The organism is Pedobacter sp. AC464, assembly GCF_979253075.1.
The window spans coordinates 1217584-1235755 of the sequence record NZ_CEEDBV010000002.1 but is presented as its reverse complement, the minus strand read 5'-3'; the positions used below and the strand labels follow the sequence as shown (position 1 = coordinate 1235755).

Genomic DNA, 18172 nt, shown 5'->3' with positions numbered 1-18172 from the left:
TCGGTAGTTTCGCAATTGTATAATTGGAAGAAAGTCATATCGATAAATATTTACCAAGCAAATTAACGTTTTTGTTGCCACTTACGACATCCTCGCAAATGGCAGGGTTATTTTTCTTCGCAAACTTCTTCTATTAAGGCAATTCCCTATTGTTAACGATTTATGAAGACCTGGTGTAGAAAGATTACGCGTATTATTGTTGTTTTCCTAACTTTTTTGTGTTCCGTAAGTTTTGCTTATTCGCAAGCGCTGACCACTAACGCAGTAGACCCTGGGCCTTACACACCGGGCAGTACAATTGCTGCAACTTTTACCATAGCAGCGAATTCGTGTATCACCCAAGGTAATGTGTTCGAGCTCTATCTATCTGATCAAAATGGAAATTTTGTTGGTGAGAAGTTAATCGGTTCCTACACCGGTTTTTACAGCACCTATGTAAACGGCATCATTCCGCTCGGAACGCCCGCAGGCACAAATTACCAGGTACGCGTAAAATCGACAGCGCCCGCACTTGTCGGCACAGTTTCCGCTCCTTTCGAAATAAAAGCAGGAGCAGCTGTTGCTGCAAAGATAACGTCATCGCAATTATTGGCTACAAATGCCGAAACCTTCGGTACTTGTACCACGCGTGATAATTACACGCTGGTATTAAATAATGGGTCGACTTCGGCTGCCACAGTTACAGCGAGCATTACCAATGAGATTTCAAAAACGAATACTGTTTTGAATCTCGATGTACCTAAAACATTTACTGCTCAGCTTGCACACTATACCGTTTTTACCAAGGCTACGATGCCTGATGGAACGGTTGGTACCAAAGCCTATCTAATAATAAACAATCAGGCCATTACTGCTTTTGCAACTTTAAACAACACACCCGTATGCCTGCCATTGGCCAATTACCAGTTTGCTGTTGATTTAACGCAAAGCGGAATTTTAAATAACTTCCCTGGAGATAGATACGTGATAAACTGGGGGGATGGAAGCTCAACTTCTTACACCTATTGTGAGATTCAGCAAGCGGCGGGCAGGGTTAGCCATAATTACACGAGGTCTTCTTGCGGGCGGGCATCGAATACAAGTAGCGGAACGGTTTACAATGCGTTCGATGTTACCATTAGGGTTGCCAACGATTTTTGCGGTAACCTTGGTTCGCCACTGCTGGCTTACGCAAAGGTTGTGGTAAAACCCGAAAACAGGTTCCAGTTCGATACCCCGGCCTGTAGCAATACTGATATCACTTTTATAAATACATCGCTTTTAGGCGAAAATCCGAACACAACATCTGCAGCATGTTCTCCAAATACCGTAACCTATAACTGGTTTGTTGATGGGGTTTTAGTTCAACAGAATAAACCCCGTTCTTATAATTTGGTGTACAAATTTTTAACAAACGGGCGCCACACCATCAGATTAACCTCCGTAAGTTCGGGCGCCTGCGATGCCGACCCGGTTGAACAGGAAATCTGTATTCAAAACCCACCAACGCCAATTTTTACACTGCCAGTAACTACAGTGTGTGCGCCATATAACCTGGCTCCTGTAAATTCTTCAATTACTGATATTACCTGCAGCGCAGTTAGTGCTTATTTATGGACGGTAACTCCCGCCGTTTCCTTCGCTGGTAATACATCGGCAACCAGTAAAGATCCAATCTTCAACTTCACCACAGCGGGTACATACACCATAACACTAAGCGTTACAACAGGCACCTGCGGTCCGGTCGTATCAGCACCACAAACCGTCATTGTGCAGGGCGCTAATGCAGGCGAAGATCAGAAAAGCATTTGTAGCGGAAATACAGCCACATTGGCCGGTAATAGCGATATACCCGGTACCTGGACACAGATCTCTGGTCCAACGGTGTCTATTGATGCGCCAAACCAGTGGAACACAACGGTTACTGGTATTGCTCCTGAAAAGTCTTATACTTTCCGGTGGACGATTAATGGCGGCGCCTGTCCAGGTAGTTATGATGAGGTAACAATTACTTATCCCAAACCCATTGCGAATACCATTAACACGCCATCATCTACAGTTTGCTCGGGCCAAACCATTGTTTTAACAGGAGATTTACCGACAGGCGGCACCGGGATTTATGCTTATCAATGGCAAAAAAGCAGCGATAATGTGAATTGGTTAAATGTTACTCCGGGTGGTACATTGCAAAACTTAACGGCTACTGTAACGGCGCTAACTTATTTCAGAAGAATGGTAACCAGCGGCGTTTGTATTTCAGAAAGCAATCGCATCACAATTAATGCATTGCCGGCAATTGCCAATAACACCATTTCGGCAAATCAAACCATTTGCATCGGCGATGTCGTTTCATCGTTAACCGGTACGCTGCCAACAGGGGCAGATGGCTCTAACTTTAGTTATCAATGGCAGCAAAGTTTGGACGGCACAACCTGGGCCGACATTGCCGCCGCAACTGCTAAAGATTTCCTGCCTCCGCAGCCAACCGTTACCATTCGTTACCGCAGATTGGTGTCGAGCGGCGCATGCCCTGGTGGTTCACAAAATATTAGCAATACGGTTACAGTTACCGTTAACCAGCCAGCAAAGGCAGAAATTATTTTTACCACAGATATAGCTTGTGCGCCATTTTTGTTAACAGCCGCTAATATAAAGGCGGGAAATTATCCGCAGAATGCAACCTATACCTGGTTTGCAAATAATGTCCAGATTGGAACAGGGGCAACTTTTCCTGACTACACCATAACTGCCGGTAATGCAAGCGTAGTTATAAAATTAGCAGTAACCACGGCTTCAGGTTGTGGAAATGACGAAGCCACTCATACTTTCTCCACCTTTAAAACGGTAACGCCCAACTTTACGCAAAACGTTACAGATGGCTGCGGGCCACTTAGTTTGATTGCGGTCAACACTTCCAGCTCGCTTACTGATGCCACATTTAAATGGGATTTTGGTAATGGCGTAACCTCGAATCTCGCGACTCCGCCTACGGTTATTTATCAGCCAGATCCCTTGGGGAAAGACATTACCTATACCATAACTTTAGATGCGACCACCCCTTGCGGAACGATAACGAAAACATCAACGATTTTGGTGAAAGCATTGCCCATTTCGGCCTTCTCGCCAGATAAAACTTCAGGCTGTTCGCCTTTTACCACAACCTTTAGTAACACCTCGCCGGGCAACTACACGAGTTTTACTTATGATTTTGGCGACGGAACAATCTTAACTACAAATGATAAAAATAGTGTTACGCATACTTATACCACAATTGTTGTTAAAGATTTCGTAGTTAAAATGACTGCCAGAAATGATTGCGGCGTTAGTGAATCACAATATACTGTTAGGGTTTCACCAAACAACATCGTGCCCGAACTTGTTGTAAACGCCCCCGAGCTAAGAGGCTGCGCACCGCTTACTGTTAATTTCTTTAATAACACCAAGGGTGGAAGTACATTCTATTATGATTTCGGAGATGGTAGTTCTGCACTTACCAATGCAGCGCCGGAAATGATTGCGCACACCTTTACAAAGCCGGGCTCGTACGTGGTTACCTTATACGCCTCGAACGATTGCTCGAATGCCTCTACAACAGAAACAATTGTTGTGCTCGACCAACCAACAGTAGCATTTACATCCGATAAAACAATTGGCTGTAGCGGAACTGTTATCAAGTTTAAAAACAACAGTAAAAATGCGGTTAATTATCTTTGGGATTTCGGCGATGGGACCACCTCAACAGCCTTTGAGCCGGAGCACTCCTTTGTTGGAGCCGCCACAAATTATACGGTTACTTTAACCGCATATAACCTCCAGGGCTGCAGCAACACTTCGGTAATTCCAAACTACATAAACTTAGTTCCGCCACCTCAATCTATTTTCTCTGTATTACCCGGGAATGAGTTATCCATTCCAAATTTTACATTCAGTTTCAGAGACGCAAGTTTAAATGGTGCCGGAAGCTGGGAGTGGAACTTCGGCGATGGAACGAAATCTACACTGCAGAACCCAAACCACACCTACGCCAACACCGGAGATTATGTGGTTACCCTTAAAGTGTTAAATAAAGAGGGTTGTTCGGCATCATCATCGCAAACTGTTCGCATAATAGGCGTTCCAGGCTTCCTATACGTGCCAAACTCCTTTATGCCGGCAAGCCAGAAAAACGAACTCCAGACTTTTAAAGCCAAAGGCAGAGGCATTGACAATTGGACGATGACGATTTTTAATAAATGGGGCCAGGTTTTATGGGAAACAACAAAACTAGACGACGGTGCTCCGCTGGAAGGATGGGATGGCCGATATAATGGTCAGGAGCAGCCACAAGGGGTTTATTATTGGAAAATTGAAGTGAAGTTTATAAATGGCGGCGAATGGAAAGGAATGACATATGATTCGTCGGCCCCAAAGAAAACAGGTAATATATATTTAATAAGATGATGAGCAGGTGGATTAATTTATTGCTGTTGATAATGGTAGTGCCTTTAATTACAATAGGGCAGGACCACATTTATTCTCAATTTTACAATGCGCCGGTTTATTTAAACCCTGCGCTAACCGGTCAGTTTGAAGGCGATATCAGATTCAATGCTTTATACCGAAACCAGTGGACGGGCCTTTCGGGCGATTTCTCTTACATGAGTGCCTCGGCAGATTTAAACTTGCAAAAACTAAATAGTGGTGTTGGTTTAATTTTTAACCGAAGCAGCGAAGGAACCGCTTATTTGCAGAAAAATAATATTGCCCTTAGTTATTCTTATATTATTGGCGGAGATGATTTTACCCTTTCGTTCGGCTTGCAAGGTGGAATAACCAATCAAAAACTGAATTGGGATAAACTGGTATTTGGCGACCAAATTGATGGCACTGCGGGCATTATACCTGGTGTTATTTCTGGTGCCGAACGGCCAAACATAGATAGCAGATTTTATTTTGATGCTGCCGCCGGTACCAATCTGGTTTACAAAAATTTTATGGTCGGCGTAGGGTTGCACCATTTAAATCGCCCCGACGAATCTTTAGCAGGTTTTCAGGCAAAGTTACCCATGCGTATTTCTGGTAATTTAAGCTATAAGCTTGCCTTAATTCCCGACCAGTACGATCGGGATGGAACTTACCTCATTCCTTCAATCGTTGCCTATAAACAGCAAAATGTTACTTCTTTTAGTTTTGGTACCCAGTTTAAATATGCGGGCATTAATGCAGGAATTTGGTATAGAAATGATGGAAACTCAAACGGAAACGACGCAATCGTGTTCTCGGTAATTTTTGATATTTTTAACAGGAGAACTAACGGGGAGAAATTCAGGATTGGCATCAGTCATGACGCCACCACCTCTAAAATTAACTATACCAACACCGGTGGAACTTCCGAAATTGGTTTAGGCTACGAAAAATACTGGTCGAACAGTACAAATTACGGAAGGGCGAATGGCCTTAGATGTTACGATTTTTACTAATTTGCCTTGGTTAACCTAAAGGCCATGAACAATATCTTAGACAACAGCCATTTCATTACGCAAAGCGAAGTCAACAAGTTTCTGCTCGCTACCTTGCTTTGTGGCCTGATTGGTGCCGAAAGAGAATATCGAAGTAAATCGGCAGGTTTAAAAACCATGATGATGATTGGTTTGGGCGCTACGCTTTTCACCATTCTTTCTATAAAAATAGGCCCAACAAGTCAGGATAGAATTGCGTCAAATATTGTTACCGGAATAGGTTTTTTAGGCGCTGGTGTAATTTTTAAGGAAGAAAATCGTGTAAAGGGTTTAACTACAGCATGTATAATCTGGATTGTTGCAGCAATAGGCATGGCCGTGGGTTCTGGTTATTACGAACAGGCAATCGGTGTAACGGGTGTGGTACTTTTAGCGCTAATTATTTTCCCCTTCATCGAAGAAATAGGCGACCGCCGTTTTACCAAGCGCATTTACAGAATTGTTAAAAAACAGCATGCCCATGGCGATCTTGAAAGCTATGAAGAAGTTTTTAAAGAAAATAAGCTAAAGCCACAGCGTGGAAAACACCAGCTGGTTAACAATGTAATCACCGGGAATTGGGTGGCAACCGGCACACCTAAAAACCATAAAAAATTTGTAGAGAAAATGCTGAAAGATGGTGAAATTATTGAATTTGATTTTTAAACGGTTCAATTAAATCCAGGTGTCTTTGCTGCAGCGCAACCTTCTTGTCTACAACAACCATTGTGTCTGACCACTTATCATGCCATGGAACGGATGGCGTTGCTAAAGCAGTAATCCCATCAAAGGGTACAATTCTTATTAAATTTCTGGTAAATGATTTTTCCAGCGAAAGGTCGCTCTCATCTAAATTCACAGCTCTGGTTCTGGTAATCAGTTTTCCGATAGATTTTCCATTCAACATTGCTTCAGTAAACGACATGATGACGCCGTAAAACACCATTTTAAAAATGCGGCCGGTAATTCCATCATCAATAAAATCGATAATGCCAGGATCGATAAATGCAATGATGAAGCCCAGTGCAAACATTAGGATGTAAATAAAAATTACATCAATAAGGTAATTTGCAAGCCTTAAGCCGGATGATGCCCGGCAATACCGGTAATCGACCTGATCGTAGGCATTTATGTTGAAATCCATTTTTGAGCGTTATTTAGATTCAAAGCAAGATAAATTTTTTACGCATCACACACAAATTAATTCACGCTAAATCGTAAAACAAATCTTAGCTTTGTGTAACTAGCTAAATTCATGAGTAAGGAACAAATCTCAGTTTTCGATATTTTTAAAATAGGCATTGGCCCCTCCAGTTCTCATACGCTCGGGCCATGGCGGGCTGCCCAGCAATTTACCGCTTCCTTAAAAGAAAATGATCTTTTAGAAACTGTGGAGATGGTAAAAATCTTGCTTTATGGTTCGCTTGCAAAAACAGGTAAAGGCCACGGAACTGATGTTGCAATATTGTTAGGCTTAACGGGTGCCGACCCTGTAACTTTTGATGTTGATGCCGTTACGCCGACTTTTGAAAAAATCCAGACGGACAAAAAGTTGAACTTAGCAGGTAATGTCACCATCGACTTTGATTTCGAGAACGACCTGCTTTTCCTTTTTGCCGAGAGTCTTCCTTTTCATCCAAATGCGGTAACATTTCAGGCATTTTTAAATAATGGAAAGGCTTTCTCCGAAACCTACTATTCGATCGGTGGCGGTTTTGTAGTAAAAGAAGGTGAAGATAACAGCCAAAAACCTCAGGTAGATTTACCCTTTCCAGTTGAAAAGGCGAAGGAGCTTCTTCACTGGTGTTTATCTACAGGGCTAAAGGTGAGTGAAATCGTTATGGAAAATGAACTTTCCTGGCGCCCGGAATCGGTTACCAAAGCGGGTATTCTACAGCATTTTGCGGTAATGAGAGATTGCATCTATCGTGGTTGCCATACCACCGGCTTTTTGCCAGGCGGCCTTGATGTTGCGAGAAGGGCTTTTCCGTTGAACAGGCGGCTGATTGGGAAAAGCGAATATCAGGACTACAATTCGTGGGTTGAAGCTATTAAAAAAGGCGGAAATGGATTTAACTATATTTTAGATTGGGTGAGTTGTTTTGCACTTGCCGTAAATGAAGAAAATGCCTCTTTCGGGCGTGTGGTTACCGCTCCTACAAATGGTGCTGCGGGGGTAATTCCTGCTGTTCTGCAATATTATATCACTTTTTGCGATGGCTATTCGGAAGCTAAAATAATTCAGTTTATTGCCTGTGCCTCCGAAATTGGAAGCATTTTTAAAAAGGGGGCAACCATCTCAGCTGCAATGGGTGGCTGTCAGGCCGAAATCGGTGTTTCGTCTGCTATGGCTGCTGCGGCCTTAACCGAATGTTTGGGCGGTTCGCAGCGGCAGGTACTTATGGCCGCAGAAATCGCAATGGAACATCACCTTGGTTTAACCTGCGACCCGATTGGTGGACTGGTACAGATTCCATGCATCGAAAGAAATACTATGGGCGCCATTAAAGCAATAACAGCAAGCCAGCTAGCGCTTCAAAGTAACCCTGATAAGGCGAAGGTGAGTTTAGACGCTGTTGTAAATACGATGTGGGAGACCGCGTTAGATATGAATGCCAAATACAAAGAAACTTCTGACGGCGGCCTGGCGACAAACATTCCAATCAGTTTGCCTGAGTGTTAAACACTTTTAGTTGTAACCATCGTCGTTCGTGTCAGAAAACGATACGGCTTCTGATATACTAAATCAAACCAGAATAGTTTAGCACCAGCCACCAAATTGCGGTTGTGATAAACGAAAGCAAAATCCCGATTCCAACCACCAGATTCGATACCTTCGGGTTCAAATTATACTGGTCTGCTACAACGCCCGCGGTTAATAACGTTGGCATTGCCATTTCGAAAATTGTTATCTTGGTTATTATTCCACTCATACCTAAAAGTAAGGCGATAAGCGATACCGCAAGAGGCGATAAAATTAATTTATAGCATAAAGCGGCGCTGATGTGTTTAATTTCACTAAACCAACCGCCAAACTTCAGCTGCAGGCCAATAGAAAACAATGCCAGTGGGCCCACAGTTCCGGCCAGTTTATCGAAAAGGACATCAAGGCTCGATAGATTGATGAATTTGGGAAGGGTTAAAGCCAAAATGCAGCCAATTAATGGCGGAAAAGTCAGCACTTTCTTAATAACGAGTTTTGGGCTTAGGGTCTGTTTCTGAGCGGAACGAATGGCTACCACTATACCGATGGTTGATAGCAATGTAAACGTAACCTGATCGCAGATTATGGCAATGGCTAGTTCCTTTTCACTAAAGTAGGCAATAATTAATGGAAAGCCGATAAATGAGGTGTTGCTTAATGAACTCACCAGTTTTAAGCCACCCGAAGTAGCCCTGCTAATTTTGCTAAACCTACTGTATAGTGTAATGAAAACCCAGCCTAACAGCCAAACGCAAACCGGAGCGAAGGCGGGAAAAAGCAGTTCATTCGTCCAGGTTATGTGGGGAAGATATTTAAAGGAAACGGCTGGCAAAGCGACATAGATAATCCAGGCATTTATCCCTTTATGAGCGTCTTTCGGCAAGGTCTTGCTTTTGCGAAAAAGTATTCCTGCGATGATGCATATGCCGATTAAAATGAAGTTTGCCATTGAATGTGGCAAAGATAACGAAAAAGAGAAACGCGGATAAAATTTCTCTTATCCGCGTTTCTTAAAATATTTATTCTTATAAATGAGCTCTTAAAATCCACGCCATCTCTTCATGCTCTTCCATTAAACCGGTTAAGTAATCACTCGTTCCAGCATCTCCGTATTCATCAGCAATCGGATTAATATTGCCTCTGATAAATTCAATAACGGTTTCATGGTCTGCTAAAAGATCTTTAATATAGCCTAAACTATCGTTTTTCCGTTCGCTGTACTCTGTTAAATGCGTTAAAGCTAAAAAGTTTTTAAGCGTTGCCGGTGCATAATGGCCAATTTTACGAATTCGTTCTGCCACGCTGTCTATAAATCCCTCGAGTAAACCGTATTGCTCTTCAAAAAATTTATGTTTTGATAAAAAATCAGCACCTTCAACGTTCCAATGGGCATTTCGTGTTTTGGTATACAAAACGTATTCATCAGCAAGCAACTTAGCCAACTGCTCTGAAACAGCCTGTCTGTTTTCGGCGGAAATTCCGATATTTGTTTTCATGTTTTTTCTATTTTGATGTACTAATTTACCCTTAATAGTTGTGAAACAAGAAAGTCTATATCATGCTTATGTTAAATAAAGTTTAACTTGTTGGCTTAGGTTTTTTCTTGTGCCAAACCTTTTTGTTTCCTTTGTTTTGATGTGGTCTTTTCTCTTCTACATGGGTAATTTCCATAGTAGCAACATGCTCAGGTAAAGTCATTTTCGGAACTTCTTTTTCAATCAACTTTTCGATGTTATCGAATTTTCGTTTATCTCGTCCGTTAACCAGCGTAATTGCAGTTCCTTTTGTCGAAGCCCTTGCAGTTCTACCGATTCGGTGTACATAATCGGCAGGGTCGCCAGGTACATCGTAATTAATTACCAAATCAACGCCTTCAACATCAATCCCGCGAGAGAGCACATCGGTGCCGATAATTATTGGTAATCTCTTATTTTTAAACGCAAGCAAAATATCTTCGCGTTCTTTCTGACCTAAATCTGAGTGGAAAGCATCCGCTTTAATGCCCAATCCTTTAAAAGTTTTGTATAAACCCTTTACTTTATCTTTTGTAGATGCGAAAATGATTGCACTCTTGTACGTTCCATCTTTAAAAATATCAGTTAATAAAGCTTGCTTCTGCTGGTCGTGAATAAAGTAGGCTTGCTGATTAATTCCCTCTGCCGGCTTAGCAATAGAAATGGTAATTTGTTGCGGTTCATGCAAAATTTTGCCTGCCATCGTCCTGATTTTTGGCGCCATTGTAGCAGAAAAAAGCAGCGTCTGACGTTTTTTTGGCAGGTAGCTTATAATCCGAATAATATCATCATAAAAGCCCATGTCCAACATCCTGTCTGCCTCATCTAAAATAAGATGTTGTAAATGTTCAAGCTTCAATACACCAGAAGATAGATGCGCCATTAATCGGCCCGGGGTCGCTATAATTACGTCAACACCATCACGCATCGAGCGTTTTTGTTGTTCGTATGCAATTCCATCGCCACCACCATATACCGCCAGCGAGCTAATATTGGTAAAGTATGCAAGTGCCTCTACCTGTAAATCAATTTGTTGGGCAAGCTCTCGGGTTGGCGCTAAAATTAAAGTATTGTTGTGCCTGTCCTTCGCCCTCATAATCTTATCCATTACCGGCAAAAGATAGCTGGCTGTTTTTCCTGTGCCGGTTTGGGCGCAGGCAATAAGGTCGTGATTATCTAAAATTACCGGAATGGCTTGTTCTTGTATCGGAGTAGCGCTTTTATACCCCATGGCCATCAGGCCTTCGTATAAGTCGGGGTTAAAATTAAAGTCGTTAAAATTCAATCTGTTATGTTTATGTATTTTAGCAAAAGTACCTTAAAATACGGCGAATAGCAAACAAGACTTAAAACTTGATTTCTTAAATGATTTGGAAACCAATTCCTGCAGAAAAAAAGCCCCGATTGTAAAACAAGCGGGGCTTCAGAAATTATAATAGACGAAACTTAGTTTACTGCAATATCTTTTGCAGGTATATTGGTTTCGGGGTTTTTAGGAAGGGTAATTTTCAGAATTCCATCGGCATATTTTGCAGCGATATTTTCGCTTAACACTTTTCCGTTTAGTGCAAATGCCCTTTCGAAAGCACCGTTACTGTATTCTCTTCTGCTAAACTTTTCTGCGCCGGCATCTTCCTCTTTCGGGGCGTAAGAGACGGTAAGGACATCATCTTTAGTAATCACCTTTAAATTTTCTTTAACCAGGGCCGGCGCAAAAAGATGAATTATAAAGCTGTCATCAGTTTCTTCGATGTTTGCAGGTACGCGTCTTAGTCTGTCGCCAAACATTTTTTCTGCATGGTGGGCAAATTTCCCGTGGTGATGGTGGCCAAAGTTTCTGCCCCAACGGCTATTCATTTTGCCTGTATGGCATCTATTTTCGTTATACATGTTGTTAATTTTAATTGTTATTAGTTTGTTAATTCATTGGCGAAGAGCCAATATTTTAATTGGAAACCTCAAGCGCTGTTTGCGGAATTCCCAATAGCTGTGAAATGATATTAGCGTATGGATAAGAGGGTGAAAAAAGCGCATAATCAAATTTTAAACCCCGAATCTGCACCACAATGTCATCGATAAATTTCATTGGTTCTAACAAGGCGGTAATTAAACCGGGTTTCGATTTCCCTGCGTGTTTTACCTTGCCAAAAACATCTAAATCTTTATTGTATGCTTTAAAATCTGCACCGATTTCTTCAATAGGCTGTTTAAATTCATCAGAGCTAAAAAATGTTACCTTTTCGCCACGCGTTATTAGCTCGCTGGCTAAACCGAGGTTTGGCTGAACATCGCTTTCAAATGGCGCACTTAAAAATAGAACTAGAGACATCGGCTTATTTATTAAGGTTTACGCTATCTGTCGCTTTAATTGAGGTATCAACAGTTCCTCTGTAGTGCGGCCTTAGCAAATGGGTTCTAGATGGCCGATGGTTGCAATCTTCCTGATAATGCCTGTTTCTAAAATCCAATCTATCGGGGTAACCATTCTTTACTGCAAATGCGTTGAGGCTATAAAATGTTGCTCCTGCAGCAGCTATTGCTAATAATATTCTAATTGCTTTCATCGGTTAATAATTTATGTTAACATTATGAACTGTACCATTTCCTTGAATTGCAGGTTTGTACCATTGGTTATCTATCGGAACTATTGGCGAATAGTAATGGCCAAATCGCTCATATTTATTGGTAAAATGGCGATAAATTCTGCGTTTGAAAATTAATCTAAACACTAAGCCGATTAACAATACAGCAAAGATAAATTTGAATAAAAAGGGTATGAAGAAGGCGGCTGCGCCAAGCACAATCCCGAAGCCTATTGATTTTAACATCTGTTTCATTTTAAAATTTTGTTATTTAAAAGGGTAGACGGTAGAGTCTTGCTTTTACTTTAAAAAAAAAAGAAAAAAGTTTTTAAACCCTAAAATCCCAGCGTTGGAAAAGACCTGAAAAGCAGTATTTTACTGCACGAAGTAAGAAAAGAATGAATCAGAAATATAGGTTTGGTGAATCATGGTAGCGCAGAAATAAAACTCAGCATTAAGGCTTAAACAAATTTCACTTTTCGAAAATATTGAAACAACCTTTGCCTGGTTCTTAATATGTTGAATGGAAGCACCAGGAAAAGGCGCAGCTTTTTTTATCATTTAGCAAAAAAAAAGCCAGCTAAAAAGCTGGCTAAAAATTAGTCTTTGTTGCGATGCCCCCATCCGGCGCATCTCCTTTTGTATTCTTCTCTAAACTTTGCCCGTTCTTCATCGTTCATGTTCTGCCATTTTGAGCGCATGCCCATCGCTTTTTGCTTAAAGCGGTTGTTATTACCTCCGCCTTTATTAAAATTGCCAAAAAGCAACCGGCATAATACCAGCACTCCCAGCGCCTGCCAGAAATTTAACCGCCCTGCATGCACAACATCCGGTAAAATCCAATTCCATAAATACATAACAATGTAACCCAAAGCAGCGGCAATAAGTGCCACAACCGGTAAAAAGAAAATGAATTTCTTCCCTTTACTAAACTTTCTGTTCATCATTTTCTGCTCAATTAATAGTTAATAAATTCTTGATATAAATTTTGTAATCGGGAACGTAAATGCTTCACCGCGTAGCCTTTTCTCGATATTAAAGTTTTAATATTTTCGCCGGTTTCATCCGCTAATTCCTGAAAGGTCCTGTCTTCAAGCTCATTCTGAACGAACACATAACGCTGGTTTTCCGGCAATTCTTCTAAAGCTAAAAACAACTGATCCCAAAAAAGTTTTTTTAAACTTTCCTCTTCAGGAGAGAAAGATTCTGCCAGCAATATCTCTCTGAAATTGATTTCGCCATCCTCATCCTCATAGCTCAAATCATCTATAAGCACATCTTTTTGCTTACGGTACTTGTCGGTAATTTTATTTCTGGCCACCCGATAAAGCCAGCCACTAATTTGCTCAATCGTTCCAGCCTCGGGCTGGTTGCTCAACTGAAACCATACATCCTGCAAAATATCTTCCGCATCCTCATCCGTGTTCACCCGCCCGCGGATAAAACTGAATAAGCGTTTACCGTAATTGGCAACCGTAGAAATTACATTTTGGGATTCGTTTGTTGGCAAAACTTTTTGTTTGATAACTCCGTAGACGGATGAAAATCAATATTACTTTAAAATTTGCTAAATTTTTTATTGAATAATCAAGTTTTGTTGAGGAAACAGTCGCAAGGCATTTTTTTTTGGAAATGAAAGGCAGTGGCTTTTGGCAATATTGGCCCTGCTTTTCATTTCAAGTCCGCACTCGTACCTCGCTTGCGGGCTTTTCATTGCAATCAGGTTTAATTAACACAAAATTGTGCAAAAAACCCACATTGCAAGCGCAACATTACTAACAATATTTTGGAAGATCCATCCCGGTCGAAATTTCCCCGGTGTATAAGCTTTACTTCAATGTTCCTGTTGGATTGGTTCCGTTATCAACAACCAGTTTACTGTTTCCCTTTAAATCAGAAACATAAATTTTACTCTGGGTAAACGGCTTTTCCGAGCCACTATAAAAAATCCTGTCATCGGCGGTTAAAAAAACATATGGCACATTCATGCCGTCTGCCGAAATCCGCTCTACTTTTTTAGAAGTTAAATCTAAAACATAAACCGCCTGAGCCGGTGCGTTCAGTCCAGGTAATTTATCGGAATCGCCGGCGTTAAAAATCAGTTTTTGCCCATCTTTTGAATAAAAGAAACGGTTGGTATTTGCTATATTAAATTGTTTTCCAATCAAAGTTTCAATGGGTTTTTTGTCGATTACCTTCCCGGTAAGGTCAAAAATGTAAAGGTTAATTAAATCCTGTGCAACAATTTCTTTTTCGTTTTTCCAGGTCGGGGCGTAAAAATTTGTGCTAGAAGCACCTTCAAACATGGTATAGCCGGTGTTGTCAGTTTTTATCAGGCCAACCTTATTAATGTTTTTCTCATTGATAATGCTGAAAGCCATGGCGGTTCCGTCTGGCGACCAAATTGCATCGTAATGGTTAGCACCATTTACCTGTAACTGCAACTGGCTCTTATTTTCCATATCCGCAACCCATATGGATTTGTGGCCTGCTGTATCTTGAACTGTATAAGCCAGTTTATTTCCATCAGGCGAAATTGCCGGTTCAGTAGCACCACCAAATGATATCTGCTTCATCGTATCAATACTGGTTGCTACAATTTTGTTCCCATCCTGGTAAGCCAGTGCAAAACTTTTATTGCTTAAAGAAATGGTATCCAAAACAGCCTTTTTGCTTCCTTCGCCTGCATTATCGTTGTTACAGGAAGCAACTGTTGCAAAAAAAGGAATAAAAAGGGAAATAATTTTGCCGCTGATTTTAGTCATTTACAATTTTACAAATTGTTTTTAAACAAAAAAGATTTGGGCACGCTACCGGCCCAAATCTTTTCTTTTATGATTTTACAACGACTTAACTTTTTTTCTTGTCGGCATAGCCAAATACTTTTTGTAATAAAGTGGTGCTTCGTGCGCTAAAGTTGTCTCTTATTTTTAACTCCTCTTTGGCGACTTCCAGAAACAAGCCATCAATTGCCTTTTCGGTTACATATTCGGTTAAGTTTGTGTTTACCGGTTTTACCAACGGCAAACGATTGTATTGCGAAGTTAAGTCGGTATAATACTTGGTTGCATTTACTTTGTTTAGGCTTGTGGTTACAATCGGACTGAATTTTTGCATGAGTTGCGATGTTGTAACGCGTTTAAAATATTCTGTCGCTGCAGTTTTGTTGCCTAAAAGTATATTTGTTGCGTCTGTTAGCGTCATCTGCTTAATTGCCGAGATAAAGATTGGTTTAGCTTCTGTTGCTGCATCTTCGGCGGCCCGGTTTAAACTTACAATAACATTATCGCAAAGTTTATTCAAGCCAATACTTCTTAAAGTTCTTTCAACTTTCTGGGCTTCGGGTGGCATGAGGATTTTAACGGCCAAATTACCCAAAAAGCCATCCTTTACCGAAAGCCTGTCTGCCCCGGCCGAAACACCAATCTGTAGCGCTTCTTTAATTCCCTGACCAATTTCCAAGCTGGAGGGCGTACCACTTACACTTGTTGAGTTGGTTTTTTCTGTAATTTTTTTAAAGATATCGCTCAATTTAACTTGTGCGCTTACATTCAGGTTCGAAAATAATATCAATGCCAGAACTGCGGGTAGAATATTAAATTTTTTCATTTTGTGTGTGTTTAGTTTCTGATAAGCAAAACCACTGCCACAAAAAGCTATTCCGGTGGGAAATGTTTTAAGCACAAGCTTTACCGGATTTGTAAACAAGAACTTTGTTTGCGCTTTGCAGCCGCGATCTCCTGTAATTACCTGCGTGTTGTAAACCCGATTGCCGCGGAAATACTTTTTTTGCACCACCATTGAATTATCAAACGGGTTTAGCCGATAAAAATAAATTTTCGTTTTGCAAGTTACCGCGTTTAAAAAGATTGCAGCAAAAAGCGGGGCAGGGCCTAGCCCAATACGCACCGAACCTCGCTTTCCGCATAAAAAATCGAAAACCTATATCTTCAGTTAATTCGACAATCACTCAGAAATATTTTTTATACTTGAAGGATAATTTGTATTAGCTCCCAATTTTTTGAAGTTTATAAAAAATACAGCTGGAAACAACCAGAAAGAAGATGCTGACTTGATTGCCGAGTATAAAAATACCGGCAATTTAGACTCGTTGGGTACGCTTTACAATAAGTACATGCACCTTGTTTTTGGGGTTTGCCTAAATTATTTTAAAGACGAAGAGCTAAGCAAGGATGCCGTTATGCAGATTTTTGAGGAACTGGTCACGAAACTCAAAATACATGAGGTGCAAAATTTTAAAAGCTGGTTGCACGTTCTCACAAGAAACCATTGCTTAATGGCGCTCCGGAAATCGTCTAAACAAAATAACGTTTCGTTGGATGATACATTTGTGGAAAATACGGAATTTGTGCATCTGGATATTGACAACACAAAGGAAACCCAGCTTAGCATTATGGAAAAGTGCATGGAAACCTTAACAGAAGAACAGCGAAAAAGCGTAGATTTATTTTATTTACAGGAGAAATGCTATAAAGAAGTAGCCGATATTACTGGCTACGATATGCTTAAGGTGAAAAGTTACATTCAAAACGGTAAGCGGAATTTAAAGATTTGTATAGAGAAAAATAGCGGTGAATAACGATTGGTTGGATATTGATGTGCTGGAAGATTACCTTGACGGTAAGCTTGATGCTAAAGGTATGCACTTTGTAGAAAGGCAGGCTTTAGATGATCCTTTCGTTGCCGAAGCGCTCGAAGGTTTGCGCCAATCGCCAAAACGCAAGCACACACTTTCTATTTTACAAAAACAGCTTTACGATCGGGTTTCTGAAAAACCGGTTAAACGTAAGATGTGGGGCATTACTACGCAGCGTTTAAGTATTGCTGCAACGGCTACTGTTGCTTTTATTGCAGTAAGCATTTTGTTTTTTATGCGGGAAACAAACCGTAAAAGTGCAGAGATTGCTGCCCGAAAATCGACTGGTGTTATTGTTAATTTAGATTCGATGAACGCAGTAGCTTTAACTAAGCCTAAGGCTGAAGATACTGCTATAATGGCAACTGAAGCTTCGAAAACTGCTTTAATTGATAAGGCAATTGTTGATTCGAAAACCGGCGATTTAGCTAAAAACACAAAGGCTTTGCCTTCCATTAGAAATGCAGAAGTTGGAGCCAAACCAGCAATTGTTGGTTCAGCATATTCGGAGGAGAAAATGGCAAAGACAGCGCCAATGGCTATGCAGCGCATTAAGGTTGGCAGCGCTATGGATGAAGTAACGGTTTCTGCTGCGCCTGCAAGTTCTGGGAGTGAACTGATTTACAGTGGTAATGTTGTTTCTCAAACCGGGCAGCCAGTTCAGGGTGCTGTTGTAAAACTTGAAAATTCGAAGGCGGTAACCGCGACAAATGCGGCCGGTTTCTTCACTTTGCCCGTTGATAGTATTGATAAGAATAAAGAAATATTAATTAAGGCTCCGGGTTTTAATGACAGGGCTTTGGTTACCAATCCGGAAGCCATACGAACGGCTTTATCAGGTGATAGATCGCTAAATGAAATCGCGTTAATTACAGGTTCTAACGGGCGAAAGAAAGAAACCATAGTTCCGCAGAAAATTGTTTTAAAAGCTGTTGAAAATTTGGATGGCGCTAAAGGTGAAATTACGAAACCTGTGCCGGTATCTACAATAAATTACGAGCAGTATTTAGAGAGCAACAACAAGCTTTATAATTCGAAAGGACCCGCACAATATGTTATTTTGAGCTTTAAAGTTAGAAAGAACGGGCGACCTACCAATGTGTCTGTTTTAAAATCGTTAAACAAAAAGGCTGATGCTGAAGCCAAAAGGCTAATTGAAACCGGCCCTGATTGGGTGTTGCCTAAGAATGGAAATGATGTGGTAGAAATGAGTGTTAAGTTTTAGGATTAAACCAACGGATTAGAAGTGGAACGATTTC

The 18172-nt window shown here is 40.9% G+C and carries 18 protein-coding genes; 6 read left to right on the top strand and 12 right to left on the bottom strand.

All coding sequences use genetic code 11. The features are described 5' to 3' along the window. Positions 1-162: 162 nt before the first annotated feature. Genes AC0IWT_RS16210 through AC0IWT_RS16200 form a run of 3 tightly spaced genes read left to right on the top strand, consistent with a single transcriptional unit; the run spans position 163 to position 6122 of the window. Entirely contained in the window at positions 163-4419 is a 4257-nt protein-coding gene (locus AC0IWT_RS16210) for a PKD domain-containing protein (RefSeq protein ID WP_471797943.1), read from the top strand. Next, the gene (locus AC0IWT_RS16205) at positions 4416-5438 is read left to right on the top strand and encodes a PorP/SprF family type IX secretion system membrane protein (protein ID WP_056869274.1); all 1023 of its coding nucleotides are present in this window, start codon (positions 4416-4418) and stop codon (positions 5436-5438) included. Before AC0IWT_RS16210 ends, AC0IWT_RS16205 begins: the two co-directional genes overlap by 4 nt. Before the next feature lie 24 nt (positions 5439-5462). Further along, positions 5463-6122, top strand: a complete 660-nt coding sequence (locus AC0IWT_RS16200; protein WP_056869275.1) for an MgtC/SapB family protein — start codon at positions 5463-5465, stop codon at positions 6120-6122. On the opposite strand, the gene AC0IWT_RS16195 is transcribed toward AC0IWT_RS16200, so the two are convergent. Then, a complete protein-coding gene (locus tag AC0IWT_RS16195; RefSeq protein WP_471797942.1) occupies positions 6103-6600 on the bottom strand; it encodes an RDD family protein in 498 nt (165 codons plus the stop codon). The two genes, AC0IWT_RS16200 and AC0IWT_RS16195, sit on opposite strands and share 20 nt — an antisense overlap. A gap of 156 nt (positions 6601-6756) precedes the next feature. On the opposite strand from AC0IWT_RS16195, the gene AC0IWT_RS16190 reads away from it, so the two are divergent. After that, the gene (locus tag AC0IWT_RS16190; RefSeq protein ID WP_471798502.1) at positions 6757-8139 is read left to right on the top strand and encodes an L-serine ammonia-lyase; all 1383 of its coding nucleotides are present in this window, start codon (positions 6757-6759) and stop codon (positions 8137-8139) included. A gap of 58 nt (positions 8140-8197) precedes the next feature. Here the strand turns inward: AC0IWT_RS16190 and AC0IWT_RS16185 are convergent, their stop codons facing one another. The 11 genes from AC0IWT_RS16185 to AC0IWT_RS16135 form a co-directional block, all read right to left on the bottom strand. After that, positions 8198-9109 (bottom strand): AEC family transporter, encoded by a 912-nt coding sequence (locus tag AC0IWT_RS16185; protein ID WP_471797941.1) that lies wholly within the window; start codon positions 9107-9109, stop codon positions 8198-8200. A 76-nt stretch (positions 9110-9185) separates the two neighbouring features. Beyond that, positions 9186-9656: a Dps family protein gene (locus AC0IWT_RS16180; protein ID WP_471797940.1), complete on the bottom strand. Its 471-nt coding sequence runs from the start codon at positions 9654-9656 to the stop codon at positions 9186-9188. Between the two features lie 82 nt (positions 9657-9738). Further along, positions 9739-10959: a DEAD/DEAH box helicase gene (locus AC0IWT_RS16175; protein ID WP_471797939.1), complete on the bottom strand. Its 1221-nt coding sequence runs from the start codon at positions 10957-10959 to the stop codon at positions 9739-9741. Positions 10960-11120: 161 nt separating this feature from the next. Further along, complete coding sequence (locus AC0IWT_RS16170; RefSeq protein ID WP_471797938.1) at positions 11121-11564, bottom strand: Hsp20/alpha crystallin family protein; 444 nt, start codon at positions 11562-11564, stop codon at positions 11121-11123. A gap of 55 nt (positions 11565-11619) precedes the next feature. Next, entirely contained in the window at positions 11620-12003 is a 384-nt protein-coding gene (locus AC0IWT_RS16165; RefSeq protein ID WP_471797937.1) for a hypothetical protein, read from the bottom strand. A gap of 4 nt (positions 12004-12007) precedes the next feature. Then, positions 12008-12238 carry a hypothetical protein gene (locus AC0IWT_RS16160; protein WP_471797936.1) on the bottom strand — a complete coding sequence of 77 codons (231 nt, stop codon included), beginning with the start codon at positions 12236-12238 and terminating at the stop codon, positions 12008-12010. A 3-nt stretch (positions 12239-12241) separates the two neighbouring features. Then, positions 12242-12502, bottom strand: coding sequence for a hypothetical protein (locus AC0IWT_RS16155; protein WP_471797935.1), 261 nt, complete (start codon positions 12500-12502; stop codon positions 12242-12244). A 353-nt stretch (positions 12503-12855) separates the two neighbouring features. Next, positions 12856-13203, bottom strand: coding sequence for a hypothetical protein (locus tag AC0IWT_RS16150; RefSeq protein ID WP_471797934.1), 348 nt, complete (start codon positions 13201-13203; stop codon positions 12856-12858). Positions 13204-13214: 11 nt separating this feature from the next. Continuing rightward, positions 13215-13766 carry an RNA polymerase sigma factor gene (locus AC0IWT_RS16145; protein ID WP_056869286.1) on the bottom strand — a complete coding sequence of 184 codons (552 nt, stop codon included), beginning with the start codon at positions 13764-13766 and terminating at the stop codon, positions 13215-13217. A 319-nt stretch (positions 13767-14085) separates the two neighbouring features. Then, the gene (locus tag AC0IWT_RS16140; protein WP_471797933.1) at positions 14086-15021 is read right to left on the bottom strand and encodes a hypothetical protein; all 936 of its coding nucleotides are present in this window, start codon (positions 15019-15021) and stop codon (positions 14086-14088) included. A gap of 85 nt (positions 15022-15106) precedes the next feature. After that, entirely contained in the window at positions 15107-15865 is a 759-nt protein-coding gene (locus tag AC0IWT_RS16135; RefSeq protein WP_471797932.1) for a DUF4197 domain-containing protein, read from the bottom strand. 412 nt (positions 15866-16277) lie between these two features. Between AC0IWT_RS16135 and AC0IWT_RS16130 the strand changes: the two genes are divergently transcribed. Next, positions 16278-16856, top strand: coding sequence for an RNA polymerase sigma factor (locus AC0IWT_RS16130; protein WP_471797931.1), 579 nt, complete (start codon positions 16278-16280; stop codon positions 16854-16856). Beyond that, positions 16849-18138: a hypothetical protein gene (locus AC0IWT_RS16125; protein WP_471797930.1), complete on the top strand. Its 1290-nt coding sequence runs from the start codon at positions 16849-16851 to the stop codon at positions 18136-18138. Before AC0IWT_RS16130 ends, AC0IWT_RS16125 begins: the two co-directional genes overlap by 8 nt. Positions 18139-18172 lie beyond the last annotated feature (34 nt).